Genomic DNA, 13,869 nt, shown 5'->3' with positions numbered 1-13,869 from the left:
AAAACAAGGACTCGAGTCTCGGCAGGCGCCCGTAAAAACGGGGAACAGAGTCGGCCAGGGCGCATAAAGAAACCGTAAAAGCGTCTCCTCTTTTCCAAAGGGCTCGACAACACCTCGGCCACCGCTTGATAATCAAAGCAGTTTCTTTGAATAAGAAAGATGACCACGCGCCCCCTCGACGCCAAGCCCGGCTGGATGCCGCACCAGCCGGCGGACCGCATCCTGTCCACGCTCAAGACCCGTGGTGCGCTCGGCATTCCCGACATCGCCAAGGTGCTCGACGTCACGGTGGAGGCCGTGCGCCAGCAGATGGTGAAGCTGCAGGCCGAGGGCCTGGTCGATGCCGAGAGCCGCCCCGCGGGCCGCGGCAGGCCCACGCAGATATGGCGCCTCACCGGCGCCGGCCATGCACGCTTTCCCGACACGCATGCCGAGATGACCGTGCAGATGATCAGCGCCGTGATCAGCGTGTTCGGCGAGAAGGGCATGGACCGGCTCATCGGCGCGCGCGAGGAGGCCATGCGCACCAACTACCGCGAGGCCATGCGCAGCGCGCGCAGCCTCAGGAACAAGCTCGAGCGGCTGGCCGAGATCCGCAGCCGCGAGGGCTACATGGCCGAGTTCCGGCCCGAGGGCGACGGCTTCCTCTTCATCGAGAACCATTGCCCCATCTGCACCGCGGCGCGCGCCTGCACCGGCTTTTGCCGCAGCGAACTGCAGCTCTTCAACGAAGTACTGGGCCCCGGCGTGAGCGTGAGCCGCGTCGAGCACGTGCTCGCGGGCGCGCGGCGCTGCGCCTACCAGGTGAGCCCGAGGAGCGCGCCTTGATCCGATCTGATTTCTAAACCCGAAAGGAAAAACCCACCATGGAACACACCCTGCCACCCCTGCCCTACGCCCTCGACGCGCTGGCACCCGAGTACTCGAAGGAAACCCTCGAGTACCACTACGGCAAGCACCACAACGCCTACGTGGTGAACCTCAACAACCTGCAAAAGGGCACCGAGTTCGAGTCGATGACGCTCGAGGAGATCGTCAAGAAGTCCAGCGGCGGCATCTACAACAACGCCGCCCAGATCTGGAACCACACCTTCTTCTGGAGCTGCATGAAGCCCCAGGGTGGCGGCGCTCCGAGCGGCGCGCTGGCCAAGGCCATCGATGCCAAGTGGGGCAGCTACGACGCCTTCAAGGAAGCGTTCGTGAAGTCGGCCGTGGGCAACTTCGGTTCGGGCTGGACCTGGCTGGTGAAGAAGGCCGACGGTTCGCTGGACATCGTGAACATGGGCGCCGCAGGCACGCCGCTGACCACCGGCGACACCCCGGTGCTGACGGTGGACGTCTGGGAGCACGCCTACTACATCGACTACCGCAACCTGCGCCCGAAGTTCGTCGAGACCTTCCTGGCCAAGCTGGTGAACTGGGACTTCGCGGCCAAGAACTTCGGCTGAAGAGGCGGGTTCGGCCCCGGGGGCATCCTCACTCGTTGATGAGGTTGAGGATGTTGCCGTCCGGGTCCTTGAACCACGCGACCTTCATGTCGCCCATGACATGGATGTCGCCTTCGAGCCTTGCGCCGGGCATGTCGTAGTGCTCGAAGCGCACGCCCTTGGCCTTCAGCGCGGCCACGAGCCGCTCGATGTCGCCACCGACCGGCCAGGTCACGGCCGTGGCCTGGTTGGTGCCCGCAAAGGCCGAGCGGTACACGTTGATGCGAGAGTTGCCGCTGCGGTAGACGATCACCTCGTCGCCCTCGGCATCGACCTGCGCCAGGCCTAGCGTGTCTTCATAGAAGCGGCGCGCCACGGCGAGATCCTTCACCGCTAGATTGGCCACCGCGTTGATGTTTCCGAGCATGAGAGTCTCCTGTGAAGCCCATCGCACAGTGGAAGCGCGGCGGGCGAGCCAAAAATACTCAACCATTTGGTGGAGTATTTGGCGTTGGCGCGCCGCTGTCAATCCATCGGAAAATACCCCGCCAGCCGATATGGGACCCATCGCGAATGAAGAATCCGCAGGGCCCCGCTTCCGGCACACTGCACCCCCGGTGCAGTGACCGCCATCCACGGCTGCAACCCCGAATCGCTCAGACAAAGAGACAAGCAAACCCATGATCCGCAGACACTTCGGCTCGCTGGCCCTCGCGCTGGCACTTCCCCTGGCCTTCACCGCCCCCGCGCAGGCACAGTCCTACCCCTCCAAGCCCATCCGCATGGTCGTGCCCTTCCCGCCCGGCGGCGGCACCGACATCCTGGCGCGGCTGGTCGCGCAGAAGCTCACCGAGGCCAACCACTGGACCGTGGTGCCCGACAACCGCGGCGGCGCCGGCGGCACCATCGGCATTGCCGAGGCCGCGCGCGCCGCGCCCACGGGCTACGACATCGTGATGGGCCAGAAGGACAACATGGTCGTTGCGCCCTGGCTCTACAAGAACCTGAGCTACCACCCGGTGAAGGACCTCACGGCCGTGGCCCACGTGGCCTACACGCCGGTGGTGATCGTCACGCAGGCCAATTCGAAGTTCAAGACGCTCGACGACGTGGTGAAAGCCGCGCGTGCCGCGCCCGACACCGTCACCTACGGCTCGCCGGGCAACGGCACCACCATCCACCTGGCCGGCGAGATCTTCAACGGCGCCGCCCAGATCAAGATGCGCCACGTGCCATACAAGGGCTCCAACGCGGCCATGATGGACGTGCTCGCGGGCAACGTCGACCTGATGGTGTCGTCGGTGCCCTCGGCGCTGGCGCAGATCAAGGCGGGCAAGCTGCGCCCGCTGGCCGTGACCTCGGCCAGGCGCAGCACCTCGCTGCCCGAGACGCCCACCGTGGCCGAGCTCGGCTACAAGGGCTTCGACGTGTCGACCTGGTACGGCCTCTTCGTGCCCGCCAAGACGCCGAAGGACGTGATCGCCACGCTGAATACCGAAGTCAACAAGCTGCTGGCTACGCCCGAGATGAAGGCCGCCATCATTGCGCAGGGCGCCGAGCCGCAGAGCATGACGCCCGAGCAGTTCGAAACGCTGCTGAAGACCGACTACGAGAAGTGGAAGGGCATCGTGCAAGCCTCGGGCGCGACCATCGAATAAGCGCCGCCGTCGCAGAATGGCGTCTCCACCACAGGCCGCAGCAACGGCATGGAGACACCGATGGCAGCACAGCGCAAGAATTCGAAGAACGCCCTTCTGAAGGCCACCGCCCTGGCAGCGGTTGCCGCCCTGGTGCAGGGCTGCGCGCAGACGCCGGCGGGCAGCACCGCAGCGCTGGCCGCCACCCCGTCGGAGGCCAGCGTGGCGGCCCATGTGGCCACCGCCACGCGCGCGGCGGGCACCGACCTCAGGGCCCTGCTGACCCTGTGCCAGCCCGCCCCCGCCGCCCGGCCGCCGCAGGACGCGCTCGACAAGAGCCTCACCGGCTTCATCAACCGGCCCGCGCCGCCGCCGGGCCAGGCCTTCGACAACCTGTACTTCGTGGGCGCCGACTGGGTCAGCGCCTGGGCGATCAAGACCTCTCAGGGCATCATCCTGATCGATGCGCTCAACACCCAGGCCGAGGCCGCGGCGCTGATCGAAGGCGGCATGCGCAGGCTGGGGCTCGACCCGGCGCAGATCAAGTACGTGATCGTGACGCATGGCCACGGCGACCACTACGGCGGCGCCAGCTACCTCGCGCAGAAGTACCGCGCGCGCGTGGTGATGAGCGAGGCCGACTGGACCATGACCGAAACCAGGCTCGAGTTCGCGACGCCGATCTGGGGCGCGCCGCCCAAGCGCGACATCTCGGCGAAGGACGGCGACCGCATCAGGCTCGGCGACACCAGCGTCACGCTGTACCTCACGCCGGGCCACACCATGGGCACGATCTCGCCCGTGTTCGACGTGAGCGCGGGCGGGCGCAAGCACCGCGCGATGCTCTGGGGCGGCACGGGCTTCAATTTCGGCAAGGACGTGCCGCGGCTGGACGCCTACATCGGCGCCACGCAGCGCATGGGCGCGATCGCGCAGAGCCAGCGCATCGACGTGCTGCTGTCGAACCATTCGAACATCGACGGCTCGCAGGCCAAGCTCGCCGCCCTGCGCCAGCAGCCCGCGCCGGCCGCGAACCCCTTCGTTCTGGGCACCCCGACGGTGGAACGCGCGCTGGCCGTGATGGGCGGATGCGCGCAGGCGCAGCGCGACCGGTTCCTGCTGTAGCGACGTCGCCTTGCTCCTTCCCCCTCTGGAGGAAGGTCGGGATGGGGGCTGCCCCGCATTTGGCGCTGCGAGGGAATTGATGCCGCCGTGCCCCCACCCCTGCCCTCCCCCGGAAGGGGAGGGAAAAATGCGGGATCAGTCCGGCGTGAACTTCTTGTTGAAGATGTCGACGTCCGATGCCAGCTCGAAGGTCGCCACCTGGCCCATCTTGCCGTCGCTGAGGCGGCAGGCGGAGAACAGGCTGTAGCGGCCCTTGAAGTAGAACTCGTCCATCACGATCAGCGCGTACGGATACGGCACGAAGACCTGGTGCTCGAAGATGACGCGGTGCACGTTCCTCGGCGACGGAAAGAGCTTGTAGTCGCCGGTGTCGATCGACTTTGCGGTGGCCATGGTGTGCTCGCTTTGCTGGCGCTCAGGCCGGATCGCGCACGTCGGCCACGGGGTTGCGGCCGAAGTCTTCACGTGCCAGGTACTTGAGCACCTTGGCCGCGGCGGTGGCCGGGCTGTCGAGCCGGCCTTCCTCCTTCATGCTCACGAAGCGCGTGCGGTCCGGAAACTTCTCGGCCGATGCGCCGCGCAGCTGCACCTGCATGTCGGTGTCGATCACGCCGGGCGCGAGCGAGACGATGCGCGCGCCGTTCGGTACGGCAGCCTCCTCGAGCGCCACGGCGCGCGAGAAGTGGTCCATGCCGGCCTTGGCCGCGCAGTACGGCGCCTGGCTGCCCATGGCATTGCGCCCCAGGCCCGAGGAGATGTTCAGCACCTTGCGCGCGCCGCGCCATTCGCGCGTGGCGCCCAGGAAGGCGGCCGTCAGCAGCATTGGTGCTTCGAGGCCGATGCGCAGCGCCTGCGACAGTTCGGCGCCGACCGCGCTCGCCAGCGGTGCGGGGTTGCCGACGGTGCCGGCATTGTTGATCAGGGTGGCGCTGTCGAAGCGCTGGCCGTCGAGCGTCTTGAGCCAGGCCGCGAGGCGCGCCGATGCGGCGACCGGATCGGACAGGTCCTGCTCCCACTGGATGAGTTCGACGCCGGCCTCTTGCGCCAGCTGCGCAAGCTGCGGCTCCTGCCGGCGCGAAATGCCGAGCACCATGTGGCCGGCCTGCAGCAGCTGTTCGGCCATGGCACGGCCCAGGCCGCGCGAGGCGCCGGTGATCAGGGTGAGATGGGAGGAAGCGGTCATCGGGAAAGTCTTTCTGGAACGAAGGCGCGAGGTTAAGGGGTATCGAGAGGCCCCGGGGCTCAACCGGTACGGAACTGCTTGCGCAGGAAGCTGCGGTGCCGCGCAATGTGCTGCAGCTGCGCCGGCGCGATGGTGCCGCCGAGGTCGACCTCGTCGGCCCCGTTGAGCACCGCGTTGGCATGGGTCATCGCACGCGCCACGACCTCTTCCTCGCCCACGCCGAGCTGCGCCGCCAGGTCGAGCGCCACGCGGCGCATGGCGCGCTGCGAAAGCATCCACATCGCGCCGAAGCGGTCCCAGGCGAGCGCGGCCTCGTCGGCCTTCTCGCGCTCGGCAAGGATCTCTGCGAGCGGCTTGGCGAGCACCGCGTCGAGGGCGTCGATCTTCTCGGCGAGCGCCTTGTTGCGCGCGAGGGCTTCCTCGAGCGTCGGGCCGGTGTCTCCGGCCTTGGCCTTTGTTGGTGCCTCGGGCGGCGGAACGAAGGCGGTCTGCGCATCCGCGGGCACGATCTGGAGCTGGTCTTTGAGAGTCATGGATTTTCCGTTTCGGGTGAGCGGCTGTTGTTGTTGCTCTTCTTGTTCGACATCGCGCTCGCGCGCAGGCCCGGCAGATCGAGCACGCGCAGCCCACCGTACTCCACGCGGATCAACCCCTCTGCCGACAGGCCGTTGAGCGCCTCGTTCACGCGCTGGCGCGACAGGCCGACCAGGTAGGCCAGCTCCTGCTGCGTGATGCGCAGCACCTCGCCCACGCCCGGATAGAGCACCGGGTTGAACAGCGAGACCAGGTTGCGCGCCACGCGCGCATCGGGGTTGTTGAGCCGGTCGGTCTCGAGCGCCGCAATGAACTGGCCGAGCCGCTCGTTGAGCTGGTTCATCACGAAGCGGTTGAAGCCGATGGAATGATCGAGCAGCCAGTGGAAGCTCTCGATCGGCAGCCCCGCCACCACGCTGCGCCGCAGCGCCTGGATGTTGTAGCGGTAGGGCTCGCGCTTCATCACCGTGCCTTCGCCGAACCAGCCGCCGGGCGGCACGCCGGTGTAGGTGACGGAGCCGCCGTCGGCGTTGTCGTTGCTCATCTTGAGCAGGCCTTCGACCACGCCGAACCAGTAGGTGGGCGAGCGGCCGACGCGACAGACCAGGTCGCCGACCTCGGCCTCGCCCACCACCAGCGCGGCTTCGGCGCGGCGGCGCTCGGCTGGCGTGAGCGTGAGCAGCCACGGAATGCCGCCGAGTTCGGCACCGCTAGGGGGACGAACTCGGTCCTTGATAGAACCGCCCAGCACGTTGCGTTGATTGAGATTGCCGTGAGGCATCGGGAAACTCCGGGGAGTAGTGTCCCTAGGATTGTCGTTGGAACGACAACCTGACGTCAAAGTGGGGCCTACGATCCGCCCACTGTGCAAACCACCGCCCCCACCTTTCCCCGTCTGCTGCTTGCGCATGCGCAAGCCCAGCCCCAGGCGCCCGCCATCCGCGAGAAGGATCTCGGCATCTGGCAAACATGGAGCTGGAGCGCCGTGGCGCAGGAGGTGCGCGAAATGGCCTGCGGCCTCGCGAGCCTGGGCTTCAAGCCCTTCGACAACCTGTCCATCGTGGGCGCCAACCGCCCGCACCTGTACATGGCAGTGCTCGCGGCGCAAAGCCTGCGCGGCGTGCCGGTGCCGCTTTACCAGGACGCGGTGGCCAGCGAGATGGTCTTCATGCTGCAGGACGCGGCCATCGACTTCGTGATCGTCGAGGACCAGGAGCAGGTCGACAAGCTGCTCGAATGCCGCGAGCTGCAGAAGGACCAGCAGCACGGCATCCGCCACATCATCTACGACGACCCCAAGGGCCTGCGCCACTACGACCAGCCCGGGCTCATGAGCTACGAGCAGCTGCGCGAACTGGGCCGCGAATTCGACAAGGCCCACGTCGGCTACTACGACCGCGCGGTGGCGAGCGGCGAAGCCACCGACGTCGGCGTGATCCTCTACACCTCGGGCACCACCGGCCGGCCCAAGGGCGTGTGCCAGACGCATGCGAGCTTCATCGCGGCGGGCCGCGGCGGCGTGGAGACCGACAGGCTCGGCCCCTGCGACAACATCATGAGCTACCTGCCGATGGCCTGGGTCGGCGACCACCTGTTCTCGGTGGCGCAGTGGCTGGTGGGCGGCTTCACGCTCAATTGCCCGGAGTCGAGCGAGACGGTGATGAACGACATGCGCGAGATCGGACCGAGCTACTACTTCGGCCCGCCGCGCACCTTCGAGGGACTGCTCACGGCGGTGTCGATCCGCATGGAAGACGCGGCGCGACCGAAGCGCTGGCTGTATGCGAAGTTCATGGCGCTCGCGCAGCGCGTGGGCGCGGACATCCTCAACGGCGCGCTAGTGAGCACGGGCGACCGGCTGATGTATGGCCTTGGCAACCTGCTGATCTACGGGCCGCTGCGCAACGTGCTGGGCATGAGCCGCATCCGCGTGGCCTACACGGCCGGCGCGGCCATCGGGCCCGACCTGTTCCGCTTCTACCGCTCGATCGGCGTCAACCTCAAGCAGTTCTACGGCCAGACCGAGACCTGCGCTTATGTGTGCCTGCAGCAGGACGGCAAGGTCAAGCTGCAGACGGTGGGCACCGCGGCACCGGGCATCGAACTGAAGATCGCCGAAGACGGCGAAGTGCTGGTGCGCGGCGTCTCGGTGCTCAAGGAATATTACAAGCGCCCCGACGCCACGGCCGAGGTGCTCGATGCCGAAGGCTACTTCCACACCGGCGATGCCGGCGTGCTCGACAGCGAGGGCCATCTGCGCATCATCGACCGCGCCAAGGACGTGGGCAAGCTCGCGAGCGGCGCGATCTTTGCGCCCAACTACATCGAGAACAAGCTCAAGTTCTTCCCGCAGATCAAGGAGGCCGTGTGCTTCGGCAACGGGCGCGACGAGGTCTGCGCTGCCATCAACATCGATTTCGAGGCGGTGGGCAACTGGGCCGAGCGCCGCGGCCTGGCCTACGGCGGCTACGTCGACCTGGCCGGCAAGCCCGACGTGCTGGCGCTCATCGCCGACTGCATTGCCAAGGTGAATGCCGACCTCGCGAGCGAGGACGGCATGGGCGAGACGCAGATCGCGCGCTTCCTGGTGCTGCACAAGGAACTCGACCCCGACGACGACGAACTCACCCGCACGCGCAAGGTGCGCCGCGGCTTCATCGCCGAGAAATACGCGGTGCTGGTCAGTGCGCTCTATGGCGGAAAGACCGAGCAGTACATCGAGACCCAGGTCAAGTTCGAGGACGGGCGCACGGGCGTGGTGAATGCCACGCTGAAGATCGTCGAGGCCAGGACCTTCCCCATCGTGAAGGCGGCGGCATGAGCAGCAACAACAGAAAAGTCGGCGACGTCATCCTCGACGTGCAGAACATCTCCTTGAGCTTCGGCGGCGTGAAGGCGCTCACGGACATCAGCTTCGACGTGCGCGAGCACGAGGTGCGGGCCATCATCGGGCCGAACGGCGCGGGCAAGAGCTCGATGCTGAACTGCATCAACGGCGTCTACTGGCCGCAGCAGGGCTCCATCACCTTCCGCGGCAAGACCTTCAAGCACATGAACTCGCGCCAGGTGGCCGAGATGGGCGTGGCGCGCACCTTCCAGAACCTGGCGCTCTTCAAGGGCATGAGCGTGCTCGACAACATCATGACGGGGCGCAACCTGCGCATGAAGTCCAACCTCTTCCAGCAGGCGATCCGCTGGGGCGCGGCCGAGCGCGAGGAAACGAAGCACCGCGAGTTCGTCGAGCAGATCATCGATTTCCTGGAGATCCAGGCGCACCGCAAGACACCGGTCGGCCAGCTTCCCTACGGCCTGCAAAAGCGCGTCGACCTGGGCCGCGCGCTCGCCATGGAGCCGCAGGTGCTGCTGCTCGACGAGCCGATGGCCGGCATGAACGTGGAGGAGAAGCAGGACATGAGCCGCTTCATCCTCGACGTGAACGACGAATTCGGCAGCACCATCGTGCTGATCGAGCACGACATGGGCGTGGTGATGGACATCTCGGACCGCGTGGTGGTGCTCGACTACGGCAAGAAGATCGGCGACGGCACGCCGAACGAGGTGCGCAGCAACGAAAACGTGATCCGCGCCTACCTCGGGGTCGAACACTGATGGCCTTCTTTCTCGAAACCCTCTTCGGCGGCCTCATGGTGGGCATGCTGTATTCGCTGGTGGCGCTCGGCTTCGTGCTGATCTTCAAGGCCTCGGGCGTGTTCAATTTCGCGCAGGGTGCGATGGTGCTGTTCGCCGCGCTCGCGATGGCGCGCTTTGCCGAGTGGATCCCGATGTGGACCGGCATCGAGAGCCGCTGGTTCGCCAACGGCGCGGCCTTCGTCGTCGCGGGGCTGGTGATGTTCGCGGTGGCATGGCTCATCGAGCGGTTGGTACTGCGCCACCTGGTCAACCAGGAAGGCGCGACGCTGCTGATGGCTACGCTCGGCATCGCCTACTTCCTGGACGGCGCGGGCCAGACGCTGTTCGGCAGCAACATCTACAAGATCGACATCGGCATGCCGAAGGATCCGATCTTCCTGCTCGACAAGGTGTTCGAGGGCGGCATCCTGATCAACAAGGAAGACCTGTACGCCGCCGCGATCGCGGCCGCGCTGGTGGCGCTGCTCTCGCTGTTCTTCCAGAAGACCGGCACCGGCCGCGCACTGCGCGCGGTGGCCGACGACCACCAGGCCGCGCAGTCGATCGGCATTCCGCTCACGCGCATCTGGGTCATCGTGTGGTGCGTGGCCGGCGTGGTGGCGCTGGTGGCCGGAATGATCTGGGGCAGCAAGCTCGGCGTGCAGTTCTCGCTCACCACGGTGGCGCTGCGCGCGCTGCCGGTGGTGATCCTCGGGGGCCTCACCTCGGTGCCGGGCGCCATCATCGGCGGGCTGATCATCGGCGTGGGCGAGAAACTCTCGGAGGTGTACCTGGGCCCGTACGTGGGCGGTGGCATCGAGATCTGGTTCGCCTATGTGCTGGCGTTGGTGTTCCTGCTGTTCCGGCCGCAGGGTTTGTTTGGCGAGAAGATCATCGATCGGGTCTGAACATGTTCTACAGAGAAAACGGCCAGTTCAAGACCAGCTACCGCGCCGATCAGCAGGTCTTCCCGATCCTGCAGGACCGCGTGGCGATCGGCCTGCTGCTGATCTTCGCGTTCGCAGTCGTGCCCTTCCTGGCCAGCGACTACCTGATGCGCGCGATCCTGATCCCGTTCGTGATCATCTCGCTGGCGGCGCTGGGCGTGAACGTGCTGGTGGGCTACTGCGGCCAGATCTCGCTGGGCTCGGGCGCCTTCATGGCGGTGGGCGCCTACGGTGCCTACAACTTCTTCGTGCGCTTCCCGGGGCTGCCGCTGATTCCCGCGCTGATCCTGGGCGGCCTGTGCGCCACGCTGTTCGGCATCCTGTTCGGTCTGCCCAGCCTGCGCGTGAAGGGCCTGTACCTCGCGGTGGCCACACTGGCCGCGCAGTTCTTCAGCGACTGGATGTTCCTGCGCATCAAGTGGTTCACGCTCGACACGCCCTCGGGCTCGGTGTCGGTGTCGAACCTGCAGGTCTTCGGCTGGCCGATCGAGAGCGCCGCAAGCAAGTACCTGTTCTGCCTCGCGATGCTGGTGGTGATCGCCGTGCTGACCAAGAACCTGGTGCGCGGCGCCATCGGCCGCGAGTGGATGGCGATCCGCGACATGGACGTGGCGGCCGCGGTGATCGGCATCCGCCCTATGTACGCCAAGCTCAGCGCCTTCGCGGTCAGCTCGTTCATCATCGGCGTGGCCGGCGCGCTCTGGGCCTTCGTCTACCTGGGCGCCTGGGAGCCGGCGGCGTTCTCGGTCGACCAGTCGTTCCGGCTGCTCTTCATGGTGATCATCGGCGGGCTCGGCTCGATCACCGGGGCCTTCTTCGGCGCGGCCTTCATCACCGTGCTGCCGATCGTGCTGAACCAGGTGCTGCCGGTCATTGCCGGCTGGTTCGGCGCGCAGATCTCGACCGTCGGCATCGCGCATGCGGAACTGATGATCTTCGGCGGCCTCATCGTGTGGTTCCTGATCGTCGAGCCGCACGGGCTGGCCAAGCTGTGGTCCACGGGCAAGCAGAAGCTGCGGCTGTGGCCCTTCCCTCATTGAAGACAGCAATGCTTTTTTCGAGCGTGACTTTCCCATACAAAACCAGGAGACAACCATGAAGCTGAAATCACTCGCACTCGCCGTGGCCGCCGCATCCGCGCTGGCAGGCGCGGCCCCTGCGTTCGCGCAGGCCAATGAGCAGTTCATTCCCGTGCTGTCGTACCGCACCGGCGCCTATGCGCCGAACGGAACGCCCTGGGCCAATGGCTATGTCGACTACCTCAAGCTGGTGAACGCGCGCGGCGGCATCAACGGGGTGAAGATCTCCTTCGAGGAATGCGAGACCGGCTACGACACGGCGCGCAGCGTGGAGTGCTACGAGCGCCTGAAAGGCAAGAACGGCGGCGCCTCGCTGGTGCAGCCGCTGTCCACCGGCGCAACCTTTGCCATCACCGAGAAGGCACCCGTCGACAAGATCCCCGTGGTGACCGTGGGCTACGGCCGCAGCGAAAGCGCCGACGGCACGGTGTTCAAGTGGAACTTCCCGATCGCCGGCACCTACTGGGTGGCGGCCGACGCGATCATCCAGGCGATCGCCAAGAAGGAAGGCGGGCTCGACAAGCTCAAGGGCAAGAAGATCGCGCTGATCTATCACGACAGCCCCTATGGCAAGGAGCCGATCCCACTGCTGCAGGAGCGCGCGAAGATGCACGGCTTCGACCTGCAGCTGCTGCCGGTGACGGCGCCGGGCGTGGAGCAGAAGGCCACCTGGCTGCAGGTGCGCCAGGCGCGGCCCGACTACGTCCTGCTGTGGGGCTGGGGCGTGATGAATTCCACCGCGCTCAAGGAAGCGCAGGCCACCGGCTACGCACGCGAGAAGATGTACGGCGTGTGGTGGGCCGGCGCCGAACCCGACGTGAAGGACGTGGGCGACGGCGCCAAGGGCTACAACGCCGTGACCATGCAGCACGGTGCCGAGCCGCAGTCCAAGCTCGTGAAGGACGTGGTCTCGATGCTGCACGACAAGAACCAGGGCACCGGCCCGAAGGACGAAGTGGGACAGGTGCTCTACATGCGCGGCGCCATGAGCGCGATGCTCGGCGTGGAAGGCATCCGCGCCGCGCAGGAGCGCTTCGGCAAGGGCAAGGTCATGACGGGCGAGCAGGTGCGCTGGGGCCTCGAGAACCTCAACCTCACGCAGGCCAAGCTCGACGGCCTGGGCTTCGCCGGCGTGATGCGCCCGATCAGCACCTCGTGCACCGACCACATGGGCGCGGCCTGGGCGCGCATCCACACCTGGGACGGCAAGGCATGGAAGTTCACGTCCGACTGGCTGCAGGCCGACGAGCAGATCATCAAGCCGCTCGTGAAGTCGACCGCCGCCAAGTACGCGGCCGAGAAGAAGCTCACGGCGCGCACGCCCGCCGACTGCCAGAGCTAGACCCGCCCACCGTCTTCGCCAGTCCCTGGAAGCACCATGAGTTCACCCAGCATCGTCCTCAACGTCAACGGCATCGAGGTCATCTACAACCACGTGATCCTGGTGCTCAAGGGCGTCTCGCTCGTGGTGCCAGAGGGCGGCATCGTGGCGCTGCTGGGTGGCAACGGTGCCGGCAAGACGACCACCCTGCGTGCGGTGTCCAACCTGCTGGCCGGCGAGCGCGGCGCGGTGACCAAGGGCAGCATCGAGCTGCGCGGCGAGCGCATCGAGGCGCTGTCGCCTTCCGAACTGGTCAAGCGCGGCCTGATCCAGGTGATGGAGGGCCGGCACTGCTTCGCCCACCTGACCATCGAGGACAACCTGATGACCGGCGCCTACACGCGCAAGGACGGCAAGGCGGCAATCGCCGAGACGCTGGAGAAGGTTTACGCTTATTTCCCGCGGCTCAAGACGCGGCGCACTTCGCAGGCGGCCTACACATCGGGCGGCGAGCAGCAGATGTGCGCCATCGGCCGCGCGCTGATGGCCAATCCGACCATGGTGCTGCTCGACGAGCCCTCGATGGGCCTGGCACCGCAGATCGTGGAGGAAGTGTTCGAGATCGTGAAGGACCTCAACACCAAGGAGCGCGTGACCTTCCTGCTCGCCGAGCAGAACACCAACATGGCGCTGCGCTACGCCGACTACGGCTACATCCTGGAGAACGGCCGCATCGTGATGGACGGCGAGGCCAGGAGCCTGCGCGAGAACGAGGACGTGAAGGAGTTCTACCTTGGCGTCGGCGGTGCGGACCGCAAGAGCTTTCGCGACGTCAAAAGCTACAAGCGCCGGAAAAGGTGGCTGGCTTGATGGCATGCATTTCGTGTTGTCCCCTCTCCCTCCGGGAGAGGGCTAGGGTGAGGGTGCAGCGGCACTTGCACATGACCGTCGTGGCCTCGAGGCTACGGCCCTCACCCCAGCCCTCT

At 66.5% G+C, this 13,869-nt stretch carries 15 protein-coding genes; 10 read left to right on the top strand and 5 right to left on the bottom strand.

What is annotated here, in order from left to right; translation table 11 throughout:
• Positions 1-159: 159 nt before the first annotated feature.
• Positions 160-828 (top strand): helix-turn-helix transcriptional regulator, encoded by a 669-nt coding sequence (locus L1081_RS21820; RefSeq protein ID WP_489414038.1) that lies wholly within the window; start codon positions 160-162, stop codon positions 826-828.
• 38 nt (positions 829-866) lie between these two features.
• Positions 867-1,448, top strand: coding sequence for a Fe-Mn family superoxide dismutase (locus tag L1081_RS21815; RefSeq protein ID WP_489414037.1), 582 nt, complete (start codon positions 867-869; stop codon positions 1,446-1,448).
• A gap of 28 nt (positions 1,449-1,476) precedes the next feature.
• Here L1081_RS21815 and L1081_RS21810 read toward each other — a convergent pair whose 3' ends face one another.
• Positions 1,477-1,854, bottom strand: a complete 378-nt coding sequence (locus L1081_RS21810) for a VOC family protein (RefSeq protein WP_489414036.1) — start codon at positions 1,852-1,854, stop codon at positions 1,477-1,479.
• 253 nt (positions 1,855-2,107) lie between these two features.
• Between L1081_RS21810 and L1081_RS21805 the strand changes: the two genes are divergently transcribed.
• Together L1081_RS21805 and L1081_RS21800 are read left to right on the top strand one after the other, a co-directional pair.
• The gene (locus tag L1081_RS21805) at positions 2,108-3,085 is read left to right on the top strand and encodes a tripartite tricarboxylate transporter substrate-binding protein (RefSeq protein ID WP_489414035.1); all 978 of its coding nucleotides are present in this window, start codon (positions 2,108-2,110) and stop codon (positions 3,083-3,085) included.
• Positions 3,086-3,145: 60 nt separating this feature from the next.
• Positions 3,146-4,189 (top strand): MBL fold metallo-hydrolase, encoded by a 1,044-nt coding sequence (locus L1081_RS21800; protein WP_489414034.1) that lies wholly within the window; start codon positions 3,146-3,148, stop codon positions 4,187-4,189.
• Between the two features lie 135 nt (positions 4,190-4,324).
• Here the strand turns inward: L1081_RS21800 and L1081_RS21795 are convergent, their stop codons facing one another.
• The 4 genes from L1081_RS21795 to L1081_RS21780 are packed head-to-tail and all read right to left on the bottom strand — an operon-like array spanning position 4,325 to position 6,687.
• A complete protein-coding gene (locus tag L1081_RS21795) occupies positions 4,325-4,582 on the bottom strand; it encodes a hypothetical protein (protein ID WP_015867751.1) in 258 nt (85 codons plus the stop codon).
• Between the two features lie 22 nt (positions 4,583-4,604).
• Complete coding sequence (locus L1081_RS21790) at positions 4,605-5,372, bottom strand: SDR family NAD(P)-dependent oxidoreductase (protein ID WP_489414033.1); 768 nt, start codon at positions 5,370-5,372, stop codon at positions 4,605-4,607.
• Between the two features lie 59 nt (positions 5,373-5,431).
• Complete coding sequence (locus tag L1081_RS21785) at positions 5,432-5,905, bottom strand: hypothetical protein (RefSeq protein ID WP_489414032.1); 474 nt, start codon at positions 5,903-5,905, stop codon at positions 5,432-5,434.
• Positions 5,902-6,687 (bottom strand): helix-turn-helix domain-containing protein, encoded by a 786-nt coding sequence (locus L1081_RS21780; RefSeq protein ID WP_489414031.1) that lies wholly within the window; start codon positions 6,685-6,687, stop codon positions 5,902-5,904. Before L1081_RS21780 ends, L1081_RS21785 begins: the two co-directional genes overlap by 4 nt.
• A gap of 84 nt (positions 6,688-6,771) precedes the next feature.
• On the opposite strand from L1081_RS21780, the gene L1081_RS21775 reads away from it, so the two are divergent.
• Genes L1081_RS21775 through L1081_RS21750 form a run of 6 tightly spaced genes read left to right on the top strand, consistent with a single transcriptional unit; the run spans position 6,772 to position 13,753 of the window.
• Entirely contained in the window at positions 6,772-8,727 is a 1,956-nt protein-coding gene (locus tag L1081_RS21775; protein WP_489414030.1) for an AMP-binding protein, read from the top strand.
• Positions 8,724-9,515 (top strand): ATP-binding cassette domain-containing protein, encoded by a 792-nt coding sequence (locus tag L1081_RS21770; RefSeq protein WP_489414029.1) that lies wholly within the window; start codon positions 8,724-8,726, stop codon positions 9,513-9,515. The genes L1081_RS21775 and L1081_RS21770 overlap by 4 nt, the downstream gene beginning before the upstream one ends.
• Positions 9,515-10,444 carry a branched-chain amino acid ABC transporter permease gene (locus L1081_RS21765; protein ID WP_124958983.1) on the top strand — a complete coding sequence of 310 codons (930 nt, stop codon included), beginning with the start codon at positions 9,515-9,517 and terminating at the stop codon, positions 10,442-10,444. The genes L1081_RS21770 and L1081_RS21765 overlap by 1 nt, the downstream gene beginning before the upstream one ends.
• Positions 10,445-10,446: 2 nt before the next feature.
• Positions 10,447-11,523, top strand: a complete 1,077-nt coding sequence (locus L1081_RS21760; protein ID WP_124958984.1) for a branched-chain amino acid ABC transporter permease — start codon at positions 10,447-10,449, stop codon at positions 11,521-11,523.
• A gap of 55 nt (positions 11,524-11,578) precedes the next feature.
• Positions 11,579-12,904 carry an ABC transporter substrate-binding protein gene (locus L1081_RS21755; RefSeq protein WP_489414028.1) on the top strand — a complete coding sequence of 442 codons (1,326 nt, stop codon included), beginning with the start codon at positions 11,579-11,581 and terminating at the stop codon, positions 12,902-12,904.
• A gap of 36 nt (positions 12,905-12,940) precedes the next feature.
• Positions 12,941-13,753: an ABC transporter ATP-binding protein gene (locus L1081_RS21750; protein ID WP_021012891.1), complete on the top strand. Its 813-nt coding sequence runs from the start codon at positions 12,941-12,943 to the stop codon at positions 13,751-13,753.
• Positions 13,754-13,869: the final 116 nt, after the last annotated feature.

The organism is Variovorax sp. MSC1_012 (assembly GCF_023667525.1).
Taxonomy (GTDB): Bacteria; Pseudomonadota; Gammaproteobacteria; order Burkholderiales; family Burkholderiaceae_C; genus Variovorax; species Variovorax beijingensis_B.
The sequence above is the reverse complement of the archived record's forward strand: the minus strand, read 5'-3'. Positions and strand labels throughout refer to the sequence as shown.